This window comes from Flavobacterium frigidarium DSM 17623 (assembly GCF_000425505.1).
Lineage (GTDB): Bacteria > Bacteroidota > Bacteroidia > Flavobacteriales > Flavobacteriaceae > Flavobacterium > Flavobacterium frigidarium.
The window spans coordinates 22,424-48,668 of sequence record NZ_AUDO01000012.1; the positions used below are offsets into that span (position 1 = coordinate 22,424).

Sequence of the window (26,245 nt, forward strand, 5' to 3'; positions counted from 1 at the left end):
ATCAATTTAAACAAAAAGTATGAAAACAATTTATAAAAAGTTGTTATTTTTATTACTATTACTACCAGTAAGTATTCTAGCACAGAATACTTTAAATGGAGTTGTTGTTGATAAAGCATCAGGACAACCTATTCCCGGAGTAAATGTAAATATTCAAGGCGCCATAAATGGAGTTTCAACTGATTTTGATGGAAAATTCCAACTAACAAATTTGAAAAGTGGAAACAAAGTAGTTTTCTCATTTATAGGATACGCTAATTCGGAAATCACGTATACGAATCAAAAAACCTTGACGGTATCTTTACAAGAAGACCAAAATGTATTGCAAGAAGTTGTGGTACAAGTAGGGTATGGAACAGTGAAGAAGAAAGATGCAACAGGATCTGTATCGCAGATTTCATCTAAGGAATTCAATAAAGGACAAAATGTAACTCCTGAAAGCTTAATTAGCGGAAGAATTTCTGGTGTAAATGTAACAGGCGGTGGATCTCCAGGAGCTAAGGCAGATATTCGTATTCGTGGAGGATCATCTTTAAATGCTTCAAACGAACCTTTAATTGTATTAGATGGTTTGCCATTAAGTAATACAGTGCCATCTGGTTCTACAAGTATTTTGTCAACGATTGACCCAAATGATATTGAGTCATTTACCGTTCTAAAAGATGCTTCTGCAGCAGCAATCTACGGATCTAGAGCAGCAAATGGAGTTATTGTAATTACTACTAAAAAAGGAAGTAAAGGCGCTGTGAAAGTGAATTTTAGTTCGCAAGTGGGAATCAATACCGTTGCTGACAAAGTAGATGTTTTAAATGCGGATCAATTTCGTGCTCTTGTAAACGAAATAGGATCAGATGCTCAAAAAGGATTGTTAGGTACAGCAAACACGAACTGGCAAGATGAGATTTTTCAAACGGCTTTAACTACAAACAACAATATCTCTGTAAGCGGTGCTTTGTTTAACAAATTGCCTGTGAGATTATCTGTTGGTAATGTTTCTAATCCGGGTATTCTTAAAAACACATCATTCGAAAGAACAACGACTTCATTGTCTTTAAACCCAGTTTTATTTGATAATCATTTAAAAATTGATATCTCTGGAAACTTATCTTTTGGTAAAAACAGATTTCAAGATGAAGGTGGTGTGATAGGAAGTGCTATAGGTTTTGACCCTACGCAATCTGTATATGATGCAACTTCTCGCTACGGAGGATACTTTGAGTGGCTAGAGCCAAATGGTAACTTACCATTATTGCCAGCTAGAAATCCAGTGGCTAGATTGAATCAAGATGAGAGAAGAGCGACTTCGACTAGAAAATGGGGTAATGTAAGATTAGATTATAAATTGCATTTCTTTGAAGATTTAAGAGCAGTTGTTGAAGCAGGAATTGACCGTTTTGATAGCAGTGGTTCTACTACAGTAAGTACAGAAAGTGCTTTAGGTTTTCAACCAAAGGCGTTCTCTGATCCTGAGTATGTGAACTTAGGAAACTATTCGACTTACACAGATGCAGTTCAAAATAAAAACTTAAATGCGTATTTTAATTATACCAAAGATTTAGGGAAAATTAAACTTGATGCAACGGCAGGGTACAACTACCAGTTATTCCAAAAGGAAAAATATGAATCAGGTGAAACAAGACAACCTAATCCTAATGAAGATGTAACGACAGATCCAGATATTAACTTACAATCATATTTTGGACGTTTGAATATAGGATATGACAGCCGTTATTTATTGACTGTTAATTATCGTAGAGATGGTACATCACGTTTTTCTGAAGAGAACAGATGGGGGAATTTTGCGGGAGCTGCATTTGCATGGAACTTGTCTGACGAGGCATTCTTGAAAGATAATGAAACACTTTCGAACTTAAAATTAAGAGTGGGTTACGGTACGACAGGTCAGCAAGACATTTCGGCTCAGTACGATTATTTACGAAGAGTGACTATTGGGAACATTAACTCTCAATATATTTTTGGTAATACAATATATTCAACTGCGAGACCAGAAGGATATAATGAAAATATCAAATGGGAGGAGCTTGCTGAGATGAACGTAGGTATTGATTACGGTTTCTTAAATGATAGAATTACAGGGTCAATCAACTATTTTGATAAAAAATCTACAGACCTATTAGCAGATATTGCCGTTCCTGATGGAGCCAATCTACGAAATCAAGGTTTCTTTAATATAGGAAGTGTACGAACAAAAGGTCTTGAATTTAGTATCGCTTCAGATATCGTTAAAAACGACAACTTGACTTGGAATTTGGCTTTTAATACGACTTACATTGATCAAAAAATCGAAGAATTAGGAATTACAGTTCCGGGTTTTCAAGGATATTTAACTGGAGATAATATCTCTGGAGGTAACGGAAATAAGATCCAAATTAATAGTGTAGGCTTTACGCCAAATTCATTCTTAGTGTACGAACAGTTATATGACGCTGACAATAGACCAATTCAAGGAGCTTACGTAGATAGAAATAACGATGGTAAAATTGATACGGCAGACAGATACCGTCATAAAAAACCAGCTCCAGATTACACTTTTGGATTTTTCTCTACAGTAAATTATAAGAATTTTGACTTTACAATGAATTGGAGAGCGAGTTTAGGAAATTATATTTTTGATAACGTGAGTTCTAATTTAGGATATTCTGATGCGGGATTAAGAAGACAAACTGACTTATCAAACATTAGCAGTGATTATTACAATACAGGTTTCAAATTTGAAGATAATGGAACACAACGTTACCTGTCTGATTATTTTGTAAAAGACGCTTCTTTTGTGAAATTAGACAATGTAACAGTTGGTTACACCCTTAATAAGTCTTTATTAAAAGCAGCAACTTTGCGATTTACAGCTGGTGTTCAAAACGTGTTTACACTGACAAAATACAACGGTTTAGATCCAGAAAAATTTAACGGAATTGACAATAACGTGTATCCAAGAGCGAGAGTTTTCTTGGTAGGTGTAAATGCTAATTTCTAGTAGTATACTGATAAATTAATTTTAAAAATAAACGAAATGAAAATATCATTTAAATATATATCTTATTTCCTCCTGTTGATAATGGGAGTGAGTATGACGCTTTCATCGTGTACAAATGATTTGAATGTAACGCCAGGAGATGATGACGAATTCTTATCGGAAGCTTTCTTTCAAGATCCTGCTTCTTATAAGCAAGTGCTAGCAAAACTATATGCGGGTTTGTATGTGGGAGGTAATGATGGAGATTCTAAAGCAGATATCGCTGGTATTGGAGGAGACTTTAGTAGCTACTTGCGTTTGCTTTTTGTGACCCAAGAATTTTCTACCGATGAAGCAATCATTGCTTGGGCAGATGGTACTTTGCCAACTTTAAATGCTCAAACTTGGTCGCCAGCTAACGAATTCTTAGAAGGAACTTTTTCTCGAGCATTTTATCACATTAGTGTTGCTAATGAATTTTTAAGACAAACTACTGAGGAGAAATTAACTGCTAGAGGTGTCGATGAAAGCTTAAAGGCTGAAATAGCTACTTTTAGAGCTGAGGCACGTTTCTTGAGAGCCTTTTCATATTACAACTTAATGGATTTATTTGGTAATGTGCCTATTACTACAGAAAATGATCCTGTTGGTTTTTTCTACCCTGAACAAAAAACAAGAGCAGAGGTTTTTGCTTTTGTAGAATCGGAATTGAAAGATATAGATGGTAGTTTGGCTGCATCTAGATCAAATGAATATGGGCGAATTGATAAAACAGCAGCTAAGTTTTTATTAGCTCAAGTATACTTAAACGCTCAGGTTTACATAGGTGAAAACAAGTATAATGAAGCAGCAACAATAAGTAATGAGATTATCACAAGCTCAGGATATACATTTGCTCCTATTTACAAAAATATTTTCTCAGCAGATAATGATAGAAATGGTGCTCAAAACGAAGTAATCTTTCCTATCGTAGGAGATGGAAATGCGATTAGAGCAACTGGTGGAGGAATGAGTTTTATTATGCACGCATCAATAGGTGGTAGTATGGATGCTGCCAGCCGCGGTATGGACGGTGGATGGCAGGGGATACGAACTCGTAGAGAGTTTGTTAATCTTTTTCCTGACGCTAACGGAATTGCCGACAAGAGAGGCTCTTTCTATACTGATGGGCAGTCACTAGATATTAATAATGTAGGGACTTTTACAGATGGTTATGCAGTAACTAAATACATTAATAAGAACTCAGATGGAACAGCGGCACAAAGAAACGATATTCCAGATATTGATTTCCCAATGTTTAGACTGAGTGATGTGTACTTAATGTATGCCGAAGCTACTGTAAGAGGAGCCGCTTCTGGAAACATGGCGACAGCTTTGACTTATGTGAATAAAATTAGAGCTAGAGCAAATGCATCAGCAATTACAGCGAGCAACTTAACTTTAGACTTTCTGCTGGATGAGAGAGGTAGAGAACTTCACTGGGAATGTCACCGTAGAACAGATCTTATCCGTTTTGGAAAATTCACAGGAAGCTCAAAAATCTGGCAATGGAAAGGTGGAAGCATCAATGGAACAGCTACTGAATCATATCGTGATTTAATGCCTATTCCGGCTCGTAACATTCAAGCAAATCCAACATTGAAACAAAATCCAGGGTACTAACCACTGATAAAAAATAATAAGATGAAAAAGATAAGTAAATTTCTAATCGCATTTGTCAGTGTATTAACGGTGGCTTGTAATGCAGATGATGTTGATAGCCGCCCTATTTTAAGTGGTACAGCTATTCCAGAAGTGCTAACGCCTAAAACTGGTGATGCATTTGTTTTACTAGAGGAAGATGCTACAAAGGAGGCTACTATGTTTTCATGGTCAGCAGCTGAATATAGTGCAGTAGTCCCGGTAGATTACACCGTTTTAATGGATAAACAAGGAGGTGATTTTTCAGCACCAATTACATTAGCAACTACAAAAAATGCATTGACTACTTCAATATCAGTAAAACAATTAAATCAATCAGCAATTGATCTAGGGGGAAAGCCAGATGAGACTACTTCATTTGATATTATGATTAGATCAAAAGTTGCCACAGGCGCGTTGTTACAATCGACAAAAGTGGCTACAATTACGGTAACGCCATACTCAGGTAAGGTTGCTTACGATTTTGAAGAATGGTATTTAGTAGGTAATGCTACAGTTTCTGGTTGGGACAACAACAAAGGAAACCAAATCCTTTTTAGAAGTGCTACTGATCCTAAAGAATATAAATTCACAGGATACTTTACAGCAGGTGCGTTTAAAACGATTAAAGATTTGGGAAGTTGGATACCTATGTACGGTGGAGAAAAAGGAGCGCTAGCATTTCGTGGTACTGATGCAGATGCAGATCCTGTTAGTTTTGTAATTGCTACTAGTGGGTACTATACTTTTTCAATGAATATCGAAACGTTGAAATATAGTCTAGTGGCTTATAATGCAACTGCAGCTCCTGCTTACAATACTATTGGGATTATAGGAAGCAGCACTCCAAAAGGATGGGATGCTTCTACTGCAATGGTACAATCAACTTTTGACAAACACATTTGGTCTCTAGCAATTACTAGTCTTAATGAAGGGGAGTTAAAATTTAGAGCCAATGATAGTTGGGATGTAGCATGGGGTGCAACAACTGCATTCTCAGGTGTGAGTTCAAACGCTGCAGGAAGTGCAAATATTCCGGTAGCAAAATCTAAATATGTCGTTTACTTCAATGATTTAGATGGTAGTTACTTAATGATTCCTAATCAAGGATAAAGGGTATTCTTAAACCTACAATTTTTTAACAATTACAAGGTTATAAAAAAAGCTACTTCAATGATGAAGTAGCTTTTTTTGTTTCTTTTTCGAATATGCAAATTATAATTTCCCTTGTTTGATTTCTTCCACAATCTCAGGATTTAGTAAGGTGGTAATATCACCAAAATTATCAAATTCTCCTTCGGCTATTTTACGCAAGATTCTACGCATAATTTTTCCAGAACGCGTTTTAGGTAATCCAGACACAAACTGTATTTTGTCTAACTTGGCTATAGGTCCTATCTGGTTAGAAATTTGTTGGTTAATTTCTTTGATTAAGTTGTTACGATCTCTTTGTTCACCAGTTTCTTTTAAAATTACAAAACCATATAAAGCATTTCCTTTTACATCGTGAGGGAAACCTACAATTGCACTTTCAGCAACAGCCGGATGTTCATTTATAGCATCTTCGATAGGAGCAGTTCCTAAATTGTGTCCTGAGACAATCACTACGTCATCCACACGACCTGTTATTCGATAATAACCTACCTCATCACGTAATGCTCCATCACCCGTAAAGTATTTTCCTGGAAAGGCAGAGAAGTAAGTGTCTTTATAACGCTGGTGATCTCCCCAAATAGTGCGTGCAATTCCAGGCCATGGAAATTTAATGCACAAACTTCCCACCACTTGATTTTCTTCAATTTCATTTCGCTTTTCATCCATCAAAACGGGTTGAATTCCTGGTAAAGGTAATGTGGCATATGTTGGTTTTGTTGGAGTTACAAAAGGAATAGGCGAAATCATAATTCCTCCAGTTTCTGTTTGCCACCAAGTATCTACTACCGGGCATCTTTTATCTCCTACGTGGTCATTGTACCAGTGCCAAGCTTCTTCATTAATAGGTTCACCCACAGATCCAATTACTTTCAACGATTTCAATGGGAATTTTTGAACGTAATCTAAACTCTCTTTTGCAAGCGCTCTAATGGCTGTAGGAGCAGTATAGAACTGTGTAATATGGTGTTTTTCGATAATTTCCCAAAAACGGCTGTAATCTGGATACGAAGGAACTCCTTCAAATATTACTGTGGTCGCTCCGTTTAATAAAGGACCGTATAAAATGTAGGAGTGACCAGTAATCCAACCAATATCTGCAGTACACCAGTACACGTCATTTTCTTCGTAGTTAAAAACGTTTTTAAAAGTATAAGCGGTGTAAACCATATAACCAGCAGTGGTATGTACCATTCCCTTTGGTTTTCCAGTAGATCCAGATGTGTAGAGGATAAATAAAGGATCTTCAGCATCCATTATCTCAGCTACATTATTTTCTAAAGCTACGTCTAGTAGAGGCTGCAACCACTGGTCACGACCTTCTTTCATCGTCACCGCATTGTTTGTTCGCTTAACCACCAATACCGTTTTGATACAATCGCATTCTGTCAAAGCTTCGTCGATAATTTCTTTAAGATCAATCGTTTTGTTTCCGCGGTAACCACCATCAGAGGTAATGACTATTTTACATTCGCTATCTTTAATTCTAGTTGCTACTGCAGAAGCTGAAAACCCTGCAAAAACTACAGAGTGAATGGCTCCAATTCTTGCACAGGCTAATGTTGCTACTGCTAGTTCAGGAATCATAGGCAAGTAAATGCACACGCGATCTCCTTTATTGACACCTTGTTCTTTTAATACATTTGCCATCTTGCTCACACGTAAGTGTAAATCATTGTAGCTAATGTGTTGTGCTTCTTCTGCAGGATCGTTTGGTTCGAAAATTATGGCGGTTTTATCCCCTTTTTTAGCTAGGTGCCTGTCGATACAATTTTTTGTAATATTCACCTTTGCTTCGGTAAACCATTTTACTTCGGCTTCAGCCAAATTAAAGTCGACTACCTTGTCCCATTGCTGGTACCAAGTAAAATTTTCTGATGCGATTTTGTCCCAGAACTTTTTAGGTTCGCGCACTGATTTTTTATATTCTTTAAAATATTCTTCGAGGTTATTTATTTTATAGCGACTCATTTTATTTCCTTTTATGTGGTTTTGTAAAAACCAATTTTATATTCCTTTAATACTTGTTCAATTTCTTCAATAATACTTTCATCGTCAATGGTAGAAGGGATTTGGTACGCTTCTCCATCAGCTAAGCTACGCAATAATCGCCTTAAAGTTTTGCCCGATCTTGTTTTTGGTAACCTTTTAACAACAACGCAACTTTTTAAGGATGCAACAGCGCCAATCTGGTGTCGCACTAAGTTTTCTATTTCTTGTTGCAGTTGAAAATGACTCATTTCGGTATTTGATTTGGTTACTACTAATGCAAAAGGTACTTGACCTTTTAATTCGTCGTGAATACCAATGACTGCACACTCTGCAATTTCTTCATGTGAAGATACAACTTCTTCCATATCTGCGGTCGAAAAACGGTGCCCAGCAACGTTTATCACATCATCAACTCTTCCTGTGATAAATATATAATCATCATCATCTTTGTATCCTCCATCACCAGAGAGATAATAGCCTTCAAATTTAGTAAAATAACTGTTTTTAAAACGTTCTTTATTTTTCCAAATTCCAAGCATATTTCCAGGAGGGAGCGGCAATTTTATAACCACAAAGCCTTCTTCATTGGGACCTAATTCTTCACCGTTTTCATTGAAAATTTTTAAGTCATATCCGCAAACAGCTTTAGTAGCAGAGCCACTTTTTACTTTCATTTTTTCTAAGCCTAGTGAATTAGAAACCATGGGCCAACCTGATTCTGTTTGCCACCAGTGGTCAATGACTGGAATGGGTATGTGTTTTTGATACCATTCTATCGTCGCACTATCGCATCGTTCCCCCGCAAGAAATTGCTTTTTTAAATTGCTGAGGTCATAATTTTTGATGAATTTGCCATCAGGATCTTCTTTTTTTATGGCTCTAATGGCAGTAGGAGCAGTAAACATGGTGTTGACTTTGTGATCTGCAATTACGCGCCAGTAAGTGCTTGCATCTGGAGTTTTTATGGGTTTTCCTTCAAAGATGATTGTAGTCGTTCTGTTGAGCATTGGTCCGTACAAAATGTAACTGTGCCCAACAGCCCAGCCCATATCTGATGCTGCCCAAAAAGTTTCCTCTGGTTTTACATTATAGATATATTTCATAGAAAATAAAAGCGCCACTGCATAGCCTGCAGTATCTCTCACAATTCCTTTAGGTTTGCCGGTTGTGCCTGAGGTGTATAATATGTAAGAAGGGTGATTTGATTTTAATGGAACGCAAGGGATTTCTTCTGAACCATAAACTAAATTGTCATAGTCAACATCGTATTTCTTAAAAGGAACTCGAGCGCCTAACTTTCGATTAAAAACAATCACTTTTTTAGGGCTGTGCGTGGCGAGTTCGATAGCTTCATCTACAAGAGGTTTGTAAGCAATCAAGCGGTCAAATTCAATTCCAGATGAGGCGGTAATAATCAATCGAGGTTTGCAGTCATCGATTCTAACTGCTAATTCGTGAGGAGCAAATCCGCCAAAAACCACGGAATGAATCACACCAATTCTAGCACATGCTAACATAGCAAAAGCCGTTTGCGGAATCATAGGCATGTAAATAATAGCTGTGTCTCCCTTTTTTAAACCTAGAGCGAGCATGCCACTAGCAAGCTTTGCGACCTCTGTTTTTATCTCGCTATAAGTGTATTTTTTAACTGTTTGTGTGACTGGCGAATCATAAATCAACGCAACTTGATCACCATATCCATCTTCAACATGTTTGTCTACACTAAGGTAACAAAGGTTGAGTTCTCCGTCTTCAAACCATAAAGGGTAATCATCTTCATCTTTTGATAAAATAATTCCTGGCTTTTTATACCAAGCAATTTGTTCGGCTTGTTTTGCCCAAAATTGCTCTGGCTCATGAATGCTCTCGTTGTGAAAATCGTTGTAATTCATAAGGCAATTATTTTTTATTGGATTAAATCATTTACTTGTTCTACTAATTTTTTTATCGAAAATGGTTTTACTACATACAAATTAGCGCCTAATTCGAGGCCTTTGTCAATGTCTTGCTGTTTGTTTTTTGCCGAAAGAAAGACGACTTTACAATGAGTAAGTTTTGGATTGTTTTTAATTTGTTCTATTGTGGCGTAGCCATCAACCATGGGCATCATTACATCTAAAATGATAATATCAGGTTGCTGTGTTTTTAGGATTTCTAAAGCTTCTAAACCGTCACGAGCAATGAAAACCTCGAAATTATTTTTTTTAAAAGTATATTCGAGTGACATGACAATGTTAGGTTCGTCGTCTACAATTAAAATTTTTTTCATAAAGGGCTGTTTTCTTTTGTGTTGTAATTGGGTAATGTGAATATAAAGGTTGCGCCAGCACTGGTTTTTTCTGTCCAGATTTTGCCTTTATGCAGTTCAATAATTTGTTTGCAAATCGCAAGACCGAGTCCGCTACCAATAGGTTTTTTTACATTTTGATCGCGTGATTGATAGAATTTATCAAAGATGCTTTCCCTGTCTTCGGCTTTAATTTCGTTCCCATTGTTATAAATTTTAACTACTACATTCTGCTGTTCTTCAGTGACTGTAATGGCGATTTTCCCAGACGACGAAGAGCAGAATTTAATGGCATTAGAAATTAGATTTTGAATCACTTGAATAATTCTTTCTTCGTCATAAAAAGCTTTTATTTCGTCGCTATCAGGATCAAAAACAACAGTGATATTTTTGTTTTTTATAAGCTGCTGTAATGGCGTTAATGTATTTGAAATTGTTTTTAGAATGTTGTTTTTAGAAAGGTATAATTTTTGTTTTCCTGTTTCGAATTTTTCCAAGTCTAGAATTTTATCAATAAGTCGGTTCAATCTATCAGACTCAGTGATAATGCTTTTTAGAAATTGCTTTCGCACTTCTAGCGGAATGTCGTCATCATCATGTAAAATTTCACTTGCAGCTCTAATTGCTGTAATAGGCGTTCTCAATTCGTGCGTAACGGTATCTAGAAATTCATCTTTTTGAATATCCTTGTTTACTAATTTTATGTTAGCGTCTTTTAATTGCTCCGAAATAGTTTGCAGTTCTCTTGACGTGTCAGTCAGTTTCTTATTGATAATAAGATTTTCCTTTGATTCTTCTAAAATTCTTAGAACTTCAGGCAAGCTAATTTTATCTTCCTTAATTACACTAGCGATTAAAATTTTGGCGGAAGCCGTACCAATGTGACCTGTAAGTAAATTTTCGGCAAACTTGATAAATTTGGCATCAGCCGTATTGTTGTTTTTATCAACATTGTACTTTAAATTAAAAATTGCTAATGCTCTAGCTGTGCGTGCTTCTCCCAAGAACCTTTTCAATACTTTTTGAATATCTGAAACGTAGGCGATACCTTTCCAAACAAAAGCATTTTCATGATTAGTGATGTATTTATCAATATCTACAAACATTTCTGCATAATTGCGTTCTCTATAATTGCCCTTAAAACTAACCGAAACCGCAAGATAACTCATCACATTAAGTAACATACTCCAGAAAAAAGCATGCGGAATAGGATCGAGGTAGTTAAGTCCAAAGATCTCAAAGGGTTTGAGCATAGTAAATCCCCAAGGTCCCTCTTGAATAAAAGTACTAGAAGATTTAGTAACTCCTATGGCATAAGGAATCAAAATAGTGTACAAGCAAACTAGAAAGCCTAAAATAATTCCAGTTACAGCACCTTTCTTTGAACCTCTTCGCCACAATATAGCGCCAAAAAAGGCTGGTGCCAATTGAGCAATAACCACAAATGAAACTAAACCAATGGATACTAAGGAATAGTCTAAAACAAAGCCGCGGTAGATAGCATATGCAAATAGTATCAAAAGAAAGATGCCTATTTTTCTCGAAAGAACAATACGTTTGCTATTTTTTTCTTCGGAAATATCCTGAAGCGATCCCACAAAGCCATACGGAATTAATAAGTTGTTACTTAACATAGTAGCAAGTGAAATGGAAGAAACAATAATCATCGAAATAGCGGCAGAAAAACCACCCAAAAACACCATCACAGTGAGAAACTTATTGTCAAAATACTGTGGTATTAATAGGGAATAGGTATCGGCATTTAAATGTTGGCCTTCAAATAATATGTTACCTCCCCAGGCTATTGGGTATACAAAAACATTAAAAAGTAATAAGTATAAAGGGAAAAGCCAAATGGCTGTTTGTATGTGTTTCTCTTTATTATTTTCTACAATCGAAGTGTGAAATTGTCGTGGTAAAAGGAAAATGGCAAACATGGACAATACGCATAGAAAAAACCAGTTCAATCCTTCGGAGAGACCGCCTATTGTGTTTTTTTGTGCAAAATTTTCTAGTAAGGCTGCTTTTTCATAAATGTCATCAAAGTCATCAAAGACAAAGAAGGTAACATAAGATCCTATGATTATAAAAAATACAAGTTTTAATATAGATTCGATAGCTACCGCGGTTACAATACCTCGTCTTTTCTCTGAAGCATCAACATATTTTGTACCATAATAAGAAGCAAATAAAGCCAATGCTAGACACACATATGTAGTAGTATCACTGAAAATATTCGTACTCGATTGTGTTCTAGTGACTATATTAAAAGTGTCTGAGATAGATTTTAATTGTAAAGCGATGTAGGGTAAGATTCCAAAAATGCAGACTAAGGTGACTAATGCGCCTAGAAATCGACTATTGCCGTAGCGAAGCGAAATAAAATCGGCAATGCTTGTAATTTTATTAACCCTTGAAATGCGAATAATTTTTTTTAAAATAATCATCCACGTTGGAATAATTATTATGGGACCTATGTAAATCGTAAGGTAGCTGAGTCCAGAGGTTGCTGCTACACCAATACTGCCATAATACGTCCAGGCAGAACAATAAACTGCTAACGAAAAGGAGTAGATGTACGCATTATTTGTCCATTTTGAATGGCTTTTTTTCTCTGCCCAGTGTGCTATGTAAAACAAGATAGATACATAGAATGCGAGTACGATAAGGAGTCCAATACTACTCATAATATCTTTTTATGATGAGGTACGAAATGCCAACAGAAAACAACCATGCCGAAAAAATATGCAAGTAAATAATAGGAAAGCCACCTATTGCTGACGCGCTATCAAATAAAAGCAATAAAGGAATGTTCAATACTAATAACATTAATATTGAAAGAATAATCAATTTTTGTTCGTGGCGTTTTTTCATAAATAAATAATACAATCTCTACATGATGGTGCAGAGATTGTATCTAAAATAAAATAATTATTAATGTGTTGCTTCTCCTGCTCCAGAAGGGATTCTAATATTTTCTACAATTTCTTGCACATGAAGCGGCGGTGCAGCAGTAAAACTTTTTACAATAAAAGCAACTACAAAGTTGACTACCATTGCTACAGTTCCAAAACCTTCTGGCGATATGCCAAACCACCAAGCTGACTTCAATTCAGCGACAGCATCTTTTCCACCATCGAATAATCCAAATTTAAATTTTAACATGTAAAATAGCATCAGTAATAAACCGGTTACCATTCCTGCAATTGCTCCTTCTTTGTTCATTTTTTTGTCAAAAATCCCTAAGATAATCGCTGGAAATAATGATGCGGCTGCTAAACCAAAAGCAAGTGCAACGACAGCAGCTACAAATCCGGGAGGATTAATTCCAAAATATCCTGCAATAATAACCGCTACTGCGGCAGCAGCACGAGCCGCCCATAATTCTCCTTTTTCAGAGATGTTAGGGTTGATCATTTTTTTAATAATATCATGTGATACTGATGCTGAAATTACTAATAACAACCCTGCAGCAGTAGATAAAGCAGCTGCCAAAGCTCCCGCTGCAACAAGTGCAATTACCCAATTAGGTAAGTTTGCAATCTCAGGATTTGCGAGAACCATAATGTCTTTGTCAATTGTTAGTTCGCTCCCTTTATTTCCTTTGGATTCTTGTGCGGCTATAAAAGCAACATCGCTAGATTTGTCGTTATAATATTGAATTTTTCCATCACCATTTTTATCTTCAAATGTTAGTAATCCCGTAGTTTCCCATTTAGTAAACCACGCTGGCATCGATGCATATTCTTTTCCGTTTACGGTTTCAATCAAATTAGTTTTTGCAAATACAGCAATCGCAGGAGCAGTTGTATATAAAATAGCAATTAATACTAGTGCGTATCCTGCTGATTTTCTTGCGTCTTTTACTCTTTTTACAGTGAAAAAACGAACAATCACGTGCGGTAAACCTGCTGTTCCTACCATCAAGGCAAGTGTGATTGCAAACACATCAATCATTGATTTTGTTCCATTAGTATAAGTAGCAAAACCAAGCTCTGTTGATAAACTATTTAGTTTATCTAACAAGTAAGTGTCTGATCCCGTTATTTTTCCTCCCATTCCTAATTGTGGAATAGGATTTCCAGTCATTTGTATCGAAATAAAAATAGCGGGAACCATAAAAGCGAATATTAAAACACAATATTGTGCAACTTGAGTATAGGTGATTCCTTTCATTCCTCCAAGTGTCGCATAGAAAAGGACAATGACCATTCCTATTATAACCCCAGTATTAATGTCGACTTCTAAAAATTTCGAAAATACCAATCCCACACCACGCATTTGTCCAGCTACATATGTAAATGAAACAACTAAGGCACAGACAATTGCGACTGTTCTCGCGCTGTTAGAATAATAACGTTCTCCAATAAAATCTGGAACAGTAAATTTTCCGAATTTCCTTAAGTAGGGTGCAAGTAGCAAAGCGAGTAAAACGTATCCACCAGTCCATCCCATCAGGTAGACTGCTCCATCATATCCATCAAAGGAAATGATTCCAGCCATAGAAATAAATGAGGCAGCACTCATCCAGTCGGCAGCTGTCGCCATCCCGTTTGCCAAAGGTGATATTTCACCACCAGCTACATAAAATTCTTTAGTTGATCCAGCACGCGACCAGATTGCAATTCCGATATATAAGGCGAAGGTAATTCCAACAATTATATAGGTCCAAGTTTGTAAATCCATGATAGTGTGTTTTTTATTGATTAGAAATTATTCGTCGTAACCGTACTTTTTATCCAGCTTGTTCATTAGTCGCACATAGACAAAAATGAGTATTACAAACACATAAATGGAACCTTGTTGTGCAAACCAAAATCCCAGTGGAAAACCACCTAATTTGATTGCGTCTAAAGACTCTTTGAATAAAATTCCTGCTCCATAGGAAACGGCGAACCAAATACTTAATAAAATGAGGAGATACCTAAGGTTCTCTTTCCAATAGGCTGTGGCTTTGTCTTGATCTGAATTCATAATAAAATAGTTTTAAGTAGATAGATTATAGATAAATCATGGCTTGTAAAGTCACTGTATTTACCGCTTTGTTTGTAGCATACTTTAAAGATTGATATTCTAATGTAAGCTTAGAATTGTGACCGCTAAAAAATGCGTTAGCACCAATGCCTATTTGTGAGGCGTTATCGTTTATAGCATCAATTTCCCTATGGTCATAAGAAACATAAGGTTGGAAACGCGTTTTAGATTTACCAGGTAGAACATATCCCAAGTGTCCATGTAGCATAGAACCGGTTTCGTAGGTAGTTCCTAAAGTATAGTTTTTTCCGTAGTCAGAATTTTGATAAAGGGCATAAGCAGTGATTGCGGCATTTTTTTGTCCGATAGGGGTGTCGTAAAATGCATCAAGTCCTAAGATGGTCACATCTTGGCCAGATAGATTTCCGGCTAGGTCAGCGATCACTGATCCATTAGGGTGAGAGAAGAATCCCGCTCCAATATTAAAAACTTTTTTTGTCCCCAGATAAGTTCCCACTTTGTAAGGAAGTAAATTACTTTCTGAATCAAAAATCTCGTATTCGAAATAACCAGCATAAGTGCGACCAGCTTCCTTAGTTCCTAGTAATCGTGCTCCGCTATAAATAGCAGCGCCACCATTCACAGGTGCATTAACACCTTCAAGATTATTTGTAGCAGCACCATTTATTGCAATGCGGTATTGTAATTTTCCAAACGACCCTTTTGCAAAAGCACCTATGTGTCTTGCAAACTGATCAGACAGCCCTAGTGTTGCCCACGCTTGACGTTGATTATCTAAGGTTAATAAATTTAATGTACTTTGATTGTTTAAACGGGATATTCCGTTCCAATAATGAAGTCCGGCTCCAACTGCATTTTTTGATCCCAAACTGTATTGAACGTAAGCGTCGTGCATAAATAATTGAGAGCTCTCTCCTTTACCCGTAGGAGTAAGGTTTGAAGTGTTGAGGCTGTTCAGTCCAAAATGAGTTACAATCATAAAGTCCTTATTAATCTGAGCATATAACAATACTCTTGCGCGTCTCACGCTGAAATCTAGATCTGCTTGTTCGTTACCATTCGGATCTAGTGGACGGTCAGAGTTGTATTGTCCCCAAACTTGTCCCCATGACAGCACTCGAAGATATTTTGAACCATCATCATTTAAATTAAATTTCATTCCAGAGCCATAATCTGGTGAGCCTTGTGAGAATCCTTTGATGGAGAGCAATAAGAGTATCGCAATTGAATAAACTTTTTTCATATTAAATTTAATTTGGTTCGAAATAGTTTTCGTTTTAGTTGTACCAAATTCTAAATTTTTGTTAATATAAAAAATAACGATATATTAAATTGTAAAGTAGTATAGTTAGTCCTTGAACCTTTCCCATTTAATAAGCATGAATTTATCACCTAATTCGGTAATGATCATTCCTGCACCAGAGAGTAATTCTTTGTTCTTAATATACTCAACTAGCTCTAAGTGATTGAATATTTTATAAGTAGGATGGTAGTTTCCATGTGACGGTTTCTTGATATTAAAAGATTTTACCCAATTGCTTATTGTGACATGTGACACGCCAATAATGCGTTCGATTTCACGATAACTCAAACCCTCTAAATAGAGCTGTAAAGCCTTAGTTACATAATACTCATCTATTTTTTTTCCAATTTTGTTAACAGTAAAAAAGTAATGGCATTTTTTACATAGATACCTTTGTTTGTTGTTGATGACACCGCTTTTAATAATATGATCTCCTTGACATTTTGGACAGGCTAAAATCTCCATATATATGTATTTTGCATAAATATATCAAATTAGCAATTATGAAAAGAGAATTTAATAATTTATTTAAAATAAAATTACAATAAGAATAATTATTCAGTTGTTTTGTTGAGTAATTGTTAGTAAAGTGTGTTTTATCTCCTTTAAAGCTGTAGTTTCAAGCTTCAATCTGTAAAGTTTTTGAGAATAGTAGATTGATCCTTCAATAAGAGAATTGAGTAGTCCTCGTTGTCAGAAAAGCGGCGACAATGCATATTTGGTTTTATTACATAATAGAGAACTCAAACAGTGCTCCTTGGGTTTTGGTGGTGCCTATAATTGCGAAGTAATGGAAGAACCACTGACGCACATAATTTTCTGGATTTGTTATAAAACAAAAAACCCAAACATTGCTGTTTGGGTTTTGGTGGTACCTCCAGGGATCGAACCAGGGACACATGGATTTTCAGTCCATTGCTCTACCATCTGAGCTAAGGTACCGTGCTTATTGCGAGGGCAAATATAGTATGTTTTTTTGTTTGTGCAATACATTTTAAAAAAAAAATCTATTCGTACCTTTGCAAAAAAGATTTAGACCGTTATGATATTAACAATTGACGTGGGGAATACTAGAATCAAAGGGGCTGTCTTTGAAGGAGATAAGTTGCTGGAAAAAATCCTATTCGATAAGGAGAATTTTACTGAAAATATTTTAAAAATTATCGAAAAATTTCCTGCAATCCAAGATATTGTTGTTGCAACAGTGGCAGATATAGATTTTGAGGCGCTTTCAAATGTGGTCAATACTATTAATATCCATTACATCACCTCTGATTCTGCATTTCCTTTTATAAATAAATATGCAACACCCAAAACTTTAGGTATTGATCGAATGGTTTTGGCTGCAGGGGCTACTTTGCGATTTCCTAAAACGAATAGATTAATAATTGATGCGGGAACTTGTGTGACCTATGACTTTGTAGACTCAAATGATAATTATTTAGGTGGAGCTATTTCACCAGGATTGAGATTGCGCTATGAAGCATTGCATAATTTTACTTCAAAGTTGCCTTTACTGCAATTATCGATGCCTCAAAATTTTATTGGAGATCAAACTACTGCTGCGATTCATTCAGGTGTGGTGAACGGATTGGTCTATGAAATAAATGGTTTTATAGATGAATATGCGGCATTAGACAAAAAAATTATAATAATTTTAACGGGTGGTGATACAGATTTTTTGGCTAAACGATTAAAAAATACCATATTTGCCAATTCAAATTTTCTATTAGAGAGTTTGAGCCAAACATTTCAATATAAAATCAAAAATGATTAAAAAAATTCTTATCAGCAGTTTTTTGCTTTTGTCACTGGCTACCTTCGCTCAACAAGGTTCCGCATCGCCTTATTCATTTTATGGTATTGGAGAAGTTAGGTTCAAAGGAACGGTCGAAAATCGTGCTATGGCAGGGATTGGTCTTGAAAAAGACAGCATTCATATAAACTTAGAGAATCCAGCGAGTTATGCAGGTTTAAAGTTGACTACATTTACAATAGGTGGGACGCAGAGCTCAAATACTTTAAAAAATAGTACTACAAGTGAAAGCGCTAATAGAACTACAATCGATTACCTTGCTGTAGGTTTGCCGTTAGGTAAATTCGGTCTTGGTTTTGGTTTAATTCCGTATTCTTCTGTAGGATATAGAATCAGAAGTACTTCTATTGAGATTGAAGGAGTGAATACAGAGTACAGTGGTTCAGGAGGTTTGAATAAAGCATTTATTGGTTTAGGATATACAGTTGCTAAAGGGTTGAGTATTGGAGCTGATATTAATTATAATTTTGGTCGTATTGAAGCAACTAGTATTGCAGCAATTAACGATGTTCCTTATGGTACTACTGAGTTAAATAGAGCCGATTTATCTGGTGTTAACTTTAACTTTGGAGCCATGTACGAACACAAGATTGGTAAGAAATTAAATGCTTACGGAAGTTTGTATTATTCATTAGAGAATAGTTTAACATCAACTAATATTAGAAGTGTTTCTACATTTTTTGATATTTCAAGCATAGATACTTTCGAACTTCAAGAGAGTTCTAAAAAGCTGTCTTATCCTAGCAAAATTACTATGAGTGCTGGAGTAGGGGAAGCGAGAAAATGGTTAGTAGGAGCAAAATTGGCTTATCAAGAGAATCCTGGAGAGGCTAATGAATACAACAGTGCAGCTAATGTAGGTTACGGTCGTTATGCTACAGCGAGTGTCGGGGGGTATTATATTCCTAATTACAACTCTTTTACTAGTTATTTTAAGCGCATTGTTTACCGTGGAGGTATTCGATTTGAAAAAACTGGTTTAGTTGTTAATTCTGAGTCAATAGATGATAAAGCAATCACTTTAGGTATGGGATTGCCTTTGCCAGGGACTTATTCTAATCTTAATTTAGGTTTGGAAATTGGGCAAAGAGGAAGTACAAAAGGTGGATTAGTACAACAAGATTATATTAATATAAGTGTTGGATTTTCGTTTAATGATAAATGGTTCCAAAAAAGAAAATTCGATTAATATTAAAACCTTACATTTGCAGACCTCTTAGTCGACAATGATAGATGATACTATTTACAAAATATAGAATAAAACAACTGGTCACAGCTCTTGCTGTGATTCTGTTTTTTGGGTGTGAAAGTAATTTTAAGGAAGTTCAAAAAATCAATTTCACGGAGTTTACTCCTGGTGGTGATGCCGATAAGGTGAACTTAAAATATACAGATTCAGGCCTCATAAAAGTGATTTTAATTAGTCCGAAAATGCTAGATTATATTAGTGTGGCTTTTCCTTTTACTGAATTCCCTAAGGGTATCGACGTTACTTTTTATGACGATAAAGCTCAAAAAACCCATGTAACATCTAATTATGCTGTTTCCTACAAGCAAACCGGAATTATTGATTTGCAGGGAAAAGTGCGCATAAGTACAGAAAAAGGACAGTTGTTAGAAACGGAGCAGCTTTACTACGATCAAAAAAACGAATGGTTTTTTACCGAAAAAAGATTTAAATTTACAGATACTAAAGGAGTTTCTAATGGTCAAGGTATTGACTTTAGTAGAGATTTTAAAGTAGTTAAGTCGCAAAAAATTACTGGTGAATTTGAATCATCAGAGAAATAAAACACGAACATTATGAGTTACATGAAATATACCCCGTATTTATATTTAATATTTTCCCTTTACTTTTTTTACGATAGTATCGAAAAATGGAATGATCCGCAAGCAACGCCTATATTATCTTTGTTAATAGGAGCTGTGGCTTTATTTATGTTCTTTTTTAGGATGCATTTTGCCAAGAAGATGGCCAATCGTAAAAATAACTCCTAATTTATGGAAACTAGTATTATTATACTATGCTTAATACTAAGTGCTTTCTTTTCTGGGATGGAAATCGCTTTTATTTCATCTAATAGGATTTATCTCGAAATAGAAAAGAAGCAGGACAATTTCCTATCTAGAATACTGACAAAACTTACTGAAAAGCCTTCTAAATTCATAGCGGCGATGCTAATTGGTAACAATATTGCACTAGTTGTTTACGGTTTCTTCATGGGGGAACTGTTAATGAACTGGATCGAATCCTTATCTTTTCATTTTTCAAGTTTATCTAATTTACTGATTCAAACGGCTCTTTCTACTTTACTAGTTTTAATGACAGCAGAGTTTCTGCCAAAAGTATTCTTCCAGATTTATGCTAATACATTAATAAAAGTATTTGCAATCCCGGCCTATTTTTTTTACCAACTGTTTTACTTTATTTCTACATTCTTTATTTGGGTTTCTGATTTTGTTTTGAAGAAATTTTTCAAGACAGATGGGGATCAGGTGCAATTATTTTTTAGCAAAGGAGAGCTAGGTGATTATATTACTGAGCAAATGAGTTCAGTAGAGGATGATGACGAAGTGGATTCTGAAATTCAAATGTTTCAAAATGCACTTGACTTTTCTAGTGTAAAAGCTAGAGACATCATGAGTCCGCGCACAGAGATTGTTGCAATGGATTTATTTGAATCGATCGAAGATTTAAAAACGTTATTTATTGAAACGGGTTATTCTAAGATTCTAATCTATCAAAATTCTTTTGATGACATCCTAGGGTATGTGCACTCTTTTGATTTGTTTAAAAAACCAAAAACGATAAAATCGATAATAATTCCAGTAGAATTTGTTCCTGAGACCATTTTTATTAAAGATGTTATGGGTTTGTTGACAAAAAAGCGTAAAAGCGTTGCTGTTGTATTAGATGAATACGGAGGAACTTCAGGAATTATTACAATTGAGGATATAGTCGAAGAACTGTTTGGTGAGATCGAAGACGAACATGATTCAGAAGAAGAGTTAATTGAGAGTCAAATAGAAGAGGGGGTTTACTTATTCTCGGCTCGATTTGATGTAGAATACTTGAATCAAAACTACAAATTAAATATTCCTGAGAGTGATTCGTATGGAACACTAGGAGGATTTATTGTTGATTTCACAAATGAGATTCCGCAAATAGGAGAGGAAATCACGGTAGGAAGCTACCATTTTGAGATACAAGAGGCAACAAACAAGAAAATAGAATTAGTAAAATTAACAGTAAAAGAGTGATTTATTTTATAAAAAGGTTTTTTTTGTAAAATAAAACGTTACTAGTATTATTATTAATTAGATAATTGTATTTTCGCAAACTGAATATAAAAATAACAACAATAAAAATGGCAGTTTTATCAAAAATTAGACAACGTTCCGCTTTAATGATTGCAGTTATTGCATTAGGTTTATTCGCATTTATTATCGGCGATTTATTCAAAAGCGGTAGTTTCGACAGTACATCTAAAGACGTAGGAAGTATCAATGGAAATGGAATTTCGTTTGAGGATTTCAGACTTAAAGTAAGCAACGTTGAAAAAAGTGGGGAAGGTATTTCTTCTACTGCTGCAGCAAATAGAGTTTGGGATCAAGAAGTTTCAGTAGCTTTATTAACTGCAGAATTTGATAAACTGGGTTTAAGAGTTGGTGAAAAACATATTTTAGATGTTTTAAAAGCAGATCAAAGTATTGGTCAAAACCCAATGTTCTTAAACGGTGCTGGAGTATTTGATTTAAATAAATTCAAAGATTATTTCAAAGCAAATCCTGCTCAAGCACAATTTTTAAAGGATAGAGAAAAAGATGCTGAACTTAATGCAAAGTTCCAAATCTACAATACAATGATTAAAGCAGCTGTTTACACAACTAAAAGTGAAGGTAAATTGCAATATGAAATGGAGTCAAACAAAGTTAGTTTTGCTTACGTTTCTGGTTTATATTCAACAGTAAAAGATAGTGATGTAAAGATTTCTGATAGTGAAATCGCTGATTATATCAAGAAAAACGATAAAAAATTCAAAGCTGACGAGTCTCGCGAAATCGAGTATGTTTTAATCGAAGACAAACCATCTACTGAAGATGTTGCTGAGGTAAAAGCTAAAATTACTGAGCTATTGTCTGGTTCTGTGGTTTACAACCAAAGCACGAATAAGAACGATACTTTGTCTGGATTTAAATCTGCTAAGAATGTAGCTGAATTTGTAAATTCAAATTCTGATGTAGCTTATGATTCTACTTATATTGCTAAGAAAGATTTACCAGCTGTAGATGCTGATAAGTTATTCAACTTGGCTCCAGGAGAAGTTTATGGGCCATACATGTTTGGTAAATACTACTGTATTTCTAAGTCATTGGGTAAAAAGAATGGTGTAAACGCAAAAGCGAGTCATATCTTAATTAGTTATGAAGGAACGCAAGTGCCAAACCAAAAATCAAAAAGAACTAAAGAGGAAGCAAAAGAAAAAGCAGAAGAGATTCTAGCTCAAGTTACTTCTAATCCTGATAGTTTTTTAATGTTGGCTTACAGTACATCTGACGATTCATCTGCGCAACAAGGTGGAGATTTAGGTTACTTTGGACAAGGTCAAATGGTAAAACCTTTTAATGATTTCGTTTTTAACAATGGTATCGGAAAAGTAGGTTTAGTTGAAACTCCTTTTGGATTTCATATCATCAAAATTACAGATAAACAAGACGGAATCCGTTTAGCAACTGTAGCTCAAAAAGTAGAAGCTTCTGAAGCAACTTCTGATAAGATCTTTACTCAAGCAACAAAATTCGAAATGGAATCTGCGGATAAAGATTTTGCAAAAGTGGCTAAAGAAATGGGATTAAAAATCGAAACTCCAGTTACAATTAGCGCAATGCAAGAAAACTTTGGTCCTTTAGGAAACCAAAGAACTATCGTAAGATGGGCATTCGAAGATGATTCAAAAGTAGGAACAGTTAAACGTTTTGAAGTTGCAAACATAGGTCACGTTATTGCAAGAGTGAAAGCAATTGATGATTCAGGGTTAGTTTCTGTTATACAAGCGAGACCTTATGTAGAGTCTATTCTTAAAAACAAGAAAAAAGCGGAAATAATTAAAGGTAAAATGTCAGGAAGTTCACTTGAAGCTATCGCTAAGCAAGTAGGGTCGACAGTTCAACAAGCTACAGATGTTACTTTAAGCAATCCTCTACTAGCAGGCGTTGGGCAAGAAGCAAAAGTAGTAGGTACTGCCTTTACTCTAGCAGCTAATAAAATGTCTGGTACAATTGAAGGGAATATGGGTGTGTATGTTGTTAAAAATACAAATACAGTTAAGGCAGCAGCTTTAAAAGATTATTCTCCATACATTGCCGCATTAAAAGGCCAATCTGCAGTAAATGTAAACAGAGTTTTACCTGCGCTAAAAGAAAATGCTGATATTAAAGACAACAGAAAACAATTTAATTACTAGTATTTAAGATAGGTAATTATTTAATTCATAAAAAAAACTCGATACATTGTATCGAGTTTTTTTATGCTTTAAAGTATCAAATAGAAACTAATTTATAAGATCATTTCTGCAAATGTTAGAAAGGTATTGTAACCTTTTGCAGCAAAATATTCTTTGGGATTTTGATTTGCGATTACCATAACAAAATCGCCTCCCCATGCACCTAAGCTTTTTATTTGACCTTGGAAATCACTGAACAAATCCTCTTGTATAGTAGTTGTCTCTAATAGCTGACTCATGATACGTTCATGAGTGTGCATCACTGCCGCAAATTGTGTGCTATTGCTTGCTGTTAAAGCTGCTGTAGTTAGGTTATTGACAGCTTCAATATCTGTAGAGAATATCTTATTCTTATTTTCTTTGTATTTAGCAATTGCTGTTTTGCTATTTTGCTTTTGATTTAAGTACACAAAGTAAATGCAATTTGTAAAATGAGGTTCAAAGGATACTTGCTCTACACTAATTTTGTCCTGTGCTATTTTATACGTTATAGGAGAGTTATTTTGAGCACAGGCGATATCGTATCCGCTGCCTCCAAAACTAGTTTTTAGTAATTCAAATGCATCTATTTCTAACCATTGAGCAATGTTGTTAATCAATGTCGAAGAAGTGCCTAATCCCCAATCTCTTGGGAATGTTAATGAGGTAGTAACTGCATATCCTCTTCCTTCTTGTAAATAAGTGGGATTCGATAAATATGCTTGCTGCAAGATCTTTAACAAGGTAGCTCTAATAGAATTTTCATCAGAGGATTGATTGATAATTTCAGTAAAAGTAAAAGTGTCCTTAAACCATATGCTTTTATCATTATCATAACTAGTCCATATGATCTCGTTACTTTCACAATCTTCTACAATAAGGTTTTGTCCAAATTTAGTAGGTAAAGCAAAAGCTTTTGCACCGTCGAGAACAAGGTATTCGCCTGTTATTAACAGTTTGCCGTTACTATAAAAGGTCTTCTTCATTTTGTGCTATTGTTTTGTATAGCCACTACTGCAGCTGCATTCCAACTTTTTTAAAGATTATTTTCACATATAGTGTGATTAGCTCTTATTTATTATTTTCTTAAATTTTCTATGAATTCAACTACAGCACTGTGCGTCACGGTATTGCTTTTAAAGTGGCGACTAGTCGCTAAGCGTTCCACATCGGTGGTGTTGTACTGATTTAAAATATTGTTCAAGTGCATTTTCATATGTCCTTCTTGTATTCCTGTAGTTGTTAGCGAGCGAAGCGCAGCAAAATTTTGTGCTAAACCTGCAACGGCTACAAACTCCATTAACTCTTTAGCAGAAGGGTTCTCCAGCATTTCTAGAGATAGTTTTACTAAAGGATGCAATGAAGTTAAACCACCTACTGTTCCTAAAGCTAATGGTATTTCCAACCAAAAACTAAATATACCATTTTCTACTTTTGCATGAGACAAACTAGTGTATTGACCAGATTTTGCAGCATATGCATGAATTCCGGCTTCGACGGCTCTAAAGTCATTCCCGGTTGCTAATACAACAGCGTCTACGCCATTCATGATTCCTTTATTATGCGTTACCGCTCTAAAAGGTTCTACTTCGGCTATTTGTACTGCCTGCACAAATCGCTGTGCAAAATCTTCTGGGTTTTCTATGTTCTTCTCTTTTAGGTCGGCAACTGGGCATGAAACCTCGGCTCTTACAATACAGTTAGGAACGTAGTTTGACAAAATACTCATTACTACTTGTATGTCTTTTTCTTCGTCAGAAAATAGGCTGTAGTTTTGTGCTTCGTCCTTTAGAGTTTTTGCAAATTGTTCTAGACAAGAGTTTATAAAATTAGCTCCCATACTATCTTTAGTTTCAAAAGTAGCGTGAAGTTGGAAGTAATTTTCTAATAAATTTGTTTTGTCATTTAATCGAATGTCTAAAATTCCGCCACCTCTTTTTTGCATGTTCTTAGTCATGCTTTCGGTATTAGCGAAAAGTTTTGATTTGATTTGGGCAAAAAACAATTCAAGTTTTGAAGTGTCTCCTTTATAGATAAAATGAACTTGTCCTATTTTTTCAGTATCGATAACTGTAGCTTTAAAACCCCCTCTCTCAGACCAAAATTTGGCTGATTTTGATGCCGCAGCCACTACTGAGCTTTCCTCAATTGCCATAGGTATCGTGCTGTATTTTCCATTAATCAAGAAATTAGGCGCTACTCCCAGTGGAATATAGAAATTTGTTATGGTATTTTCGATAAATTCATCGTGTAACTTTTGTAGTTTTTCGTCAGAATTCCAGTAGTTTTTTATTAATTCGATGGCATCGTTCGGAGAAGAAAAGTATTCTTTGGCTATCCAATTTATCTTTTGTTCTTTGGATAATTTTGAAAATCCAGCAATAGGGTTATTCATTTTCAATAGATTATAAAGTAGTATGCCACAAAGATACTGATTTACAGCTTTTATATTCGAATAAAATTGCCCTATCGCTCCTACCTCAATAATATTGTTTTGAATATTTAACACGCCAAATGTAAATTAATTGTAAAATTTTCACTAAAATTGAACTCTTTTTTACAT

Annotated in this window: 19 protein-coding genes and 1 tRNA gene; 8 read left to right on the forward strand and 12 right to left on the reverse strand. The window is 35.3% G+C overall.

Translation table 11 applies throughout. The features are described from left to right. Positions 1 to 19: 19 nt before the first annotated feature. From H603_RS0108830 to H603_RS0108840, 3 genes are read left to right on the forward strand one after another with little or no spacing between them, the layout of a single operon-like run. Positions 20 to 2,995, forward strand: coding sequence for a SusC/RagA family TonB-linked outer membrane protein (locus H603_RS0108830; RefSeq protein ID WP_026708246.1), 2,976 nt, complete (start codon positions 20 to 22; stop codon positions 2,993 to 2,995). Positions 2,996 to 3,031: 36 nt separating this feature from the next. Next, a complete protein-coding gene (locus H603_RS0108835; protein ID WP_026708247.1) occupies positions 3,032 to 4,636 on the forward strand; it encodes a RagB/SusD family nutrient uptake outer membrane protein in 1,605 nt (534 codons plus the stop codon). 21 nt (positions 4,637 to 4,657) lie between these two features. Beyond that, positions 4,658 to 5,767 (forward strand): SusE domain-containing protein, encoded by a 1,110-nt coding sequence (locus H603_RS0108840; RefSeq protein ID WP_026708248.1) that lies wholly within the window; start codon positions 4,658 to 4,660, stop codon positions 5,765 to 5,767. Positions 5,768 to 5,869: 102 nt separating this feature from the next. Here H603_RS0108840 and acs read toward each other — a convergent pair whose 3' ends face one another. From acs to H603_RS0108890, 10 genes are all read right to left on the reverse strand, one after another. Beyond that, a complete protein-coding gene (gene acs, locus H603_RS0108845) occupies positions 5,870 to 7,777 on the reverse strand; it encodes an acetate--CoA ligase (protein ID WP_026708249.1) in 1,908 nt (635 codons plus the stop codon). Between the two features lie 11 nt (positions 7,778 to 7,788). After that, positions 7,789 to 9,690: an acetate--CoA ligase gene (locus H603_RS0108850; protein ID WP_026708250.1), complete on the reverse strand. Its 1,902-nt coding sequence runs from the start codon at positions 9,688 to 9,690 to the stop codon at positions 7,789 to 7,791. Between the two features lie 14 nt (positions 9,691 to 9,704). Further along, positions 9,705 to 10,067, reverse strand: coding sequence for a response regulator transcription factor (locus H603_RS0108855; RefSeq protein ID WP_026708251.1), 363 nt, complete (start codon positions 10,065 to 10,067; stop codon positions 9,705 to 9,707). Continuing rightward, positions 10,064 to 12,772 carry an ATP-binding protein gene (locus tag H603_RS0108860; RefSeq protein WP_026708252.1) on the reverse strand — a complete coding sequence of 903 codons (2,709 nt, stop codon included), beginning with the start codon at positions 12,770 to 12,772 and terminating at the stop codon, positions 10,064 to 10,066. Before H603_RS0108860 ends, H603_RS0108855 begins: the two co-directional genes overlap by 4 nt. After that, entirely contained in the window at positions 12,765 to 12,959 is a 195-nt protein-coding gene (locus H603_RS17540; RefSeq protein ID WP_026708253.1) for a hypothetical protein, read from the reverse strand. The genes H603_RS0108860 and H603_RS17540 overlap by 8 nt, the downstream gene beginning before the upstream one ends. 60 nt (positions 12,960 to 13,019) lie before the next feature. Beyond that, the gene (locus H603_RS0108870; RefSeq protein WP_026708254.1) at positions 13,020 to 14,771 is read right to left on the reverse strand and encodes a sodium:solute symporter family protein; all 1,752 of its coding nucleotides are present in this window, start codon (positions 14,769 to 14,771) and stop codon (positions 13,020 to 13,022) included. Between the two features lie 27 nt (positions 14,772 to 14,798). Next, complete coding sequence (locus H603_RS0108875; protein ID WP_026708255.1) at positions 14,799 to 15,059, reverse strand: DUF4212 domain-containing protein; 261 nt, start codon at positions 15,057 to 15,059, stop codon at positions 14,799 to 14,801. A gap of 25 nt (positions 15,060 to 15,084) precedes the next feature. Beyond that, positions 15,085 to 16,323, reverse strand: coding sequence for a hypothetical protein (locus tag H603_RS0108880; RefSeq protein ID WP_026708256.1), 1,239 nt, complete (start codon positions 16,321 to 16,323; stop codon positions 15,085 to 15,087). Between the two features lie 105 nt (positions 16,324 to 16,428). Next, the gene (locus H603_RS0108885; protein WP_026708257.1) at positions 16,429 to 16,848 is read right to left on the reverse strand and encodes a transposase-like zinc-binding domain-containing protein; all 420 of its coding nucleotides are present in this window, start codon (positions 16,846 to 16,848) and stop codon (positions 16,429 to 16,431) included. A 401-nt stretch (positions 16,849 to 17,249) separates the two neighbouring features. Then, positions 17,250 to 17,325 (reverse strand) — tRNA-Phe (locus H603_RS0108890). A gap of 100 nt (positions 17,326 to 17,425) precedes the next feature. Here H603_RS0108890 and H603_RS0108895 point away from each other — a divergent pair. From H603_RS0108895 to H603_RS0108915, 5 genes are all read left to right on the forward strand, one after another. After that, positions 17,426 to 18,160 carry a type III pantothenate kinase gene (locus H603_RS0108895; RefSeq protein WP_026708258.1) on the forward strand — a complete coding sequence of 245 codons (735 nt, stop codon included), beginning with the start codon at positions 17,426 to 17,428 and terminating at the stop codon, positions 18,158 to 18,160. Further along, entirely contained in the window at positions 18,153 to 19,388 is a 1,236-nt protein-coding gene (locus H603_RS0108900; protein WP_026708259.1) for a membrane protein, read from the forward strand. The genes H603_RS0108895 and H603_RS0108900 overlap by 8 nt, the downstream gene beginning before the upstream one ends. A 44-nt stretch (positions 19,389 to 19,432) precedes the next feature. Next, positions 19,433 to 19,990: an LPS export ABC transporter periplasmic protein LptC gene (lptC, locus tag H603_RS0108905; RefSeq protein ID WP_026708260.1), complete on the forward strand. Its 558-nt coding sequence runs from the start codon at positions 19,433 to 19,435 to the stop codon at positions 19,988 to 19,990. A gap of 210 nt (positions 19,991 to 20,200) precedes the next feature. Beyond that, positions 20,201 to 21,460 carry a hemolysin family protein gene (locus H603_RS0108910; RefSeq protein ID WP_026708261.1) on the forward strand — a complete coding sequence of 420 codons (1,260 nt, stop codon included), beginning with the start codon at positions 20,201 to 20,203 and terminating at the stop codon, positions 21,458 to 21,460. A 107-nt stretch (positions 21,461 to 21,567) separates the two neighbouring features. After that, positions 21,568 to 23,664: a peptidylprolyl isomerase gene (locus H603_RS0108915; RefSeq protein ID WP_026708262.1), complete on the forward strand. Its 2,097-nt coding sequence runs from the start codon at positions 21,568 to 21,570 to the stop codon at positions 23,662 to 23,664. Between the two features lie 92 nt (positions 23,665 to 23,756). Here H603_RS0108915 and H603_RS0108920 read toward each other — a convergent pair whose 3' ends face one another. Both H603_RS0108920 and H603_RS0108925 read right to left on the reverse strand, forming a co-directional pair. Continuing rightward, entirely contained in the window at positions 23,757 to 24,668 is a 912-nt protein-coding gene (locus H603_RS0108920) for a GYDIA family GHMP kinase (RefSeq protein WP_026708263.1), read from the reverse strand. A gap of 92 nt (positions 24,669 to 24,760) precedes the next feature. Further along, complete coding sequence (locus tag H603_RS0108925; protein ID WP_026708264.1) at positions 24,761 to 26,077, reverse strand: hydroxymethylglutaryl-CoA reductase, degradative; 1,317 nt, start codon at positions 26,075 to 26,077, stop codon at positions 24,761 to 24,763. Positions 26,078 to 26,245: the final 168 nt, after the last annotated feature.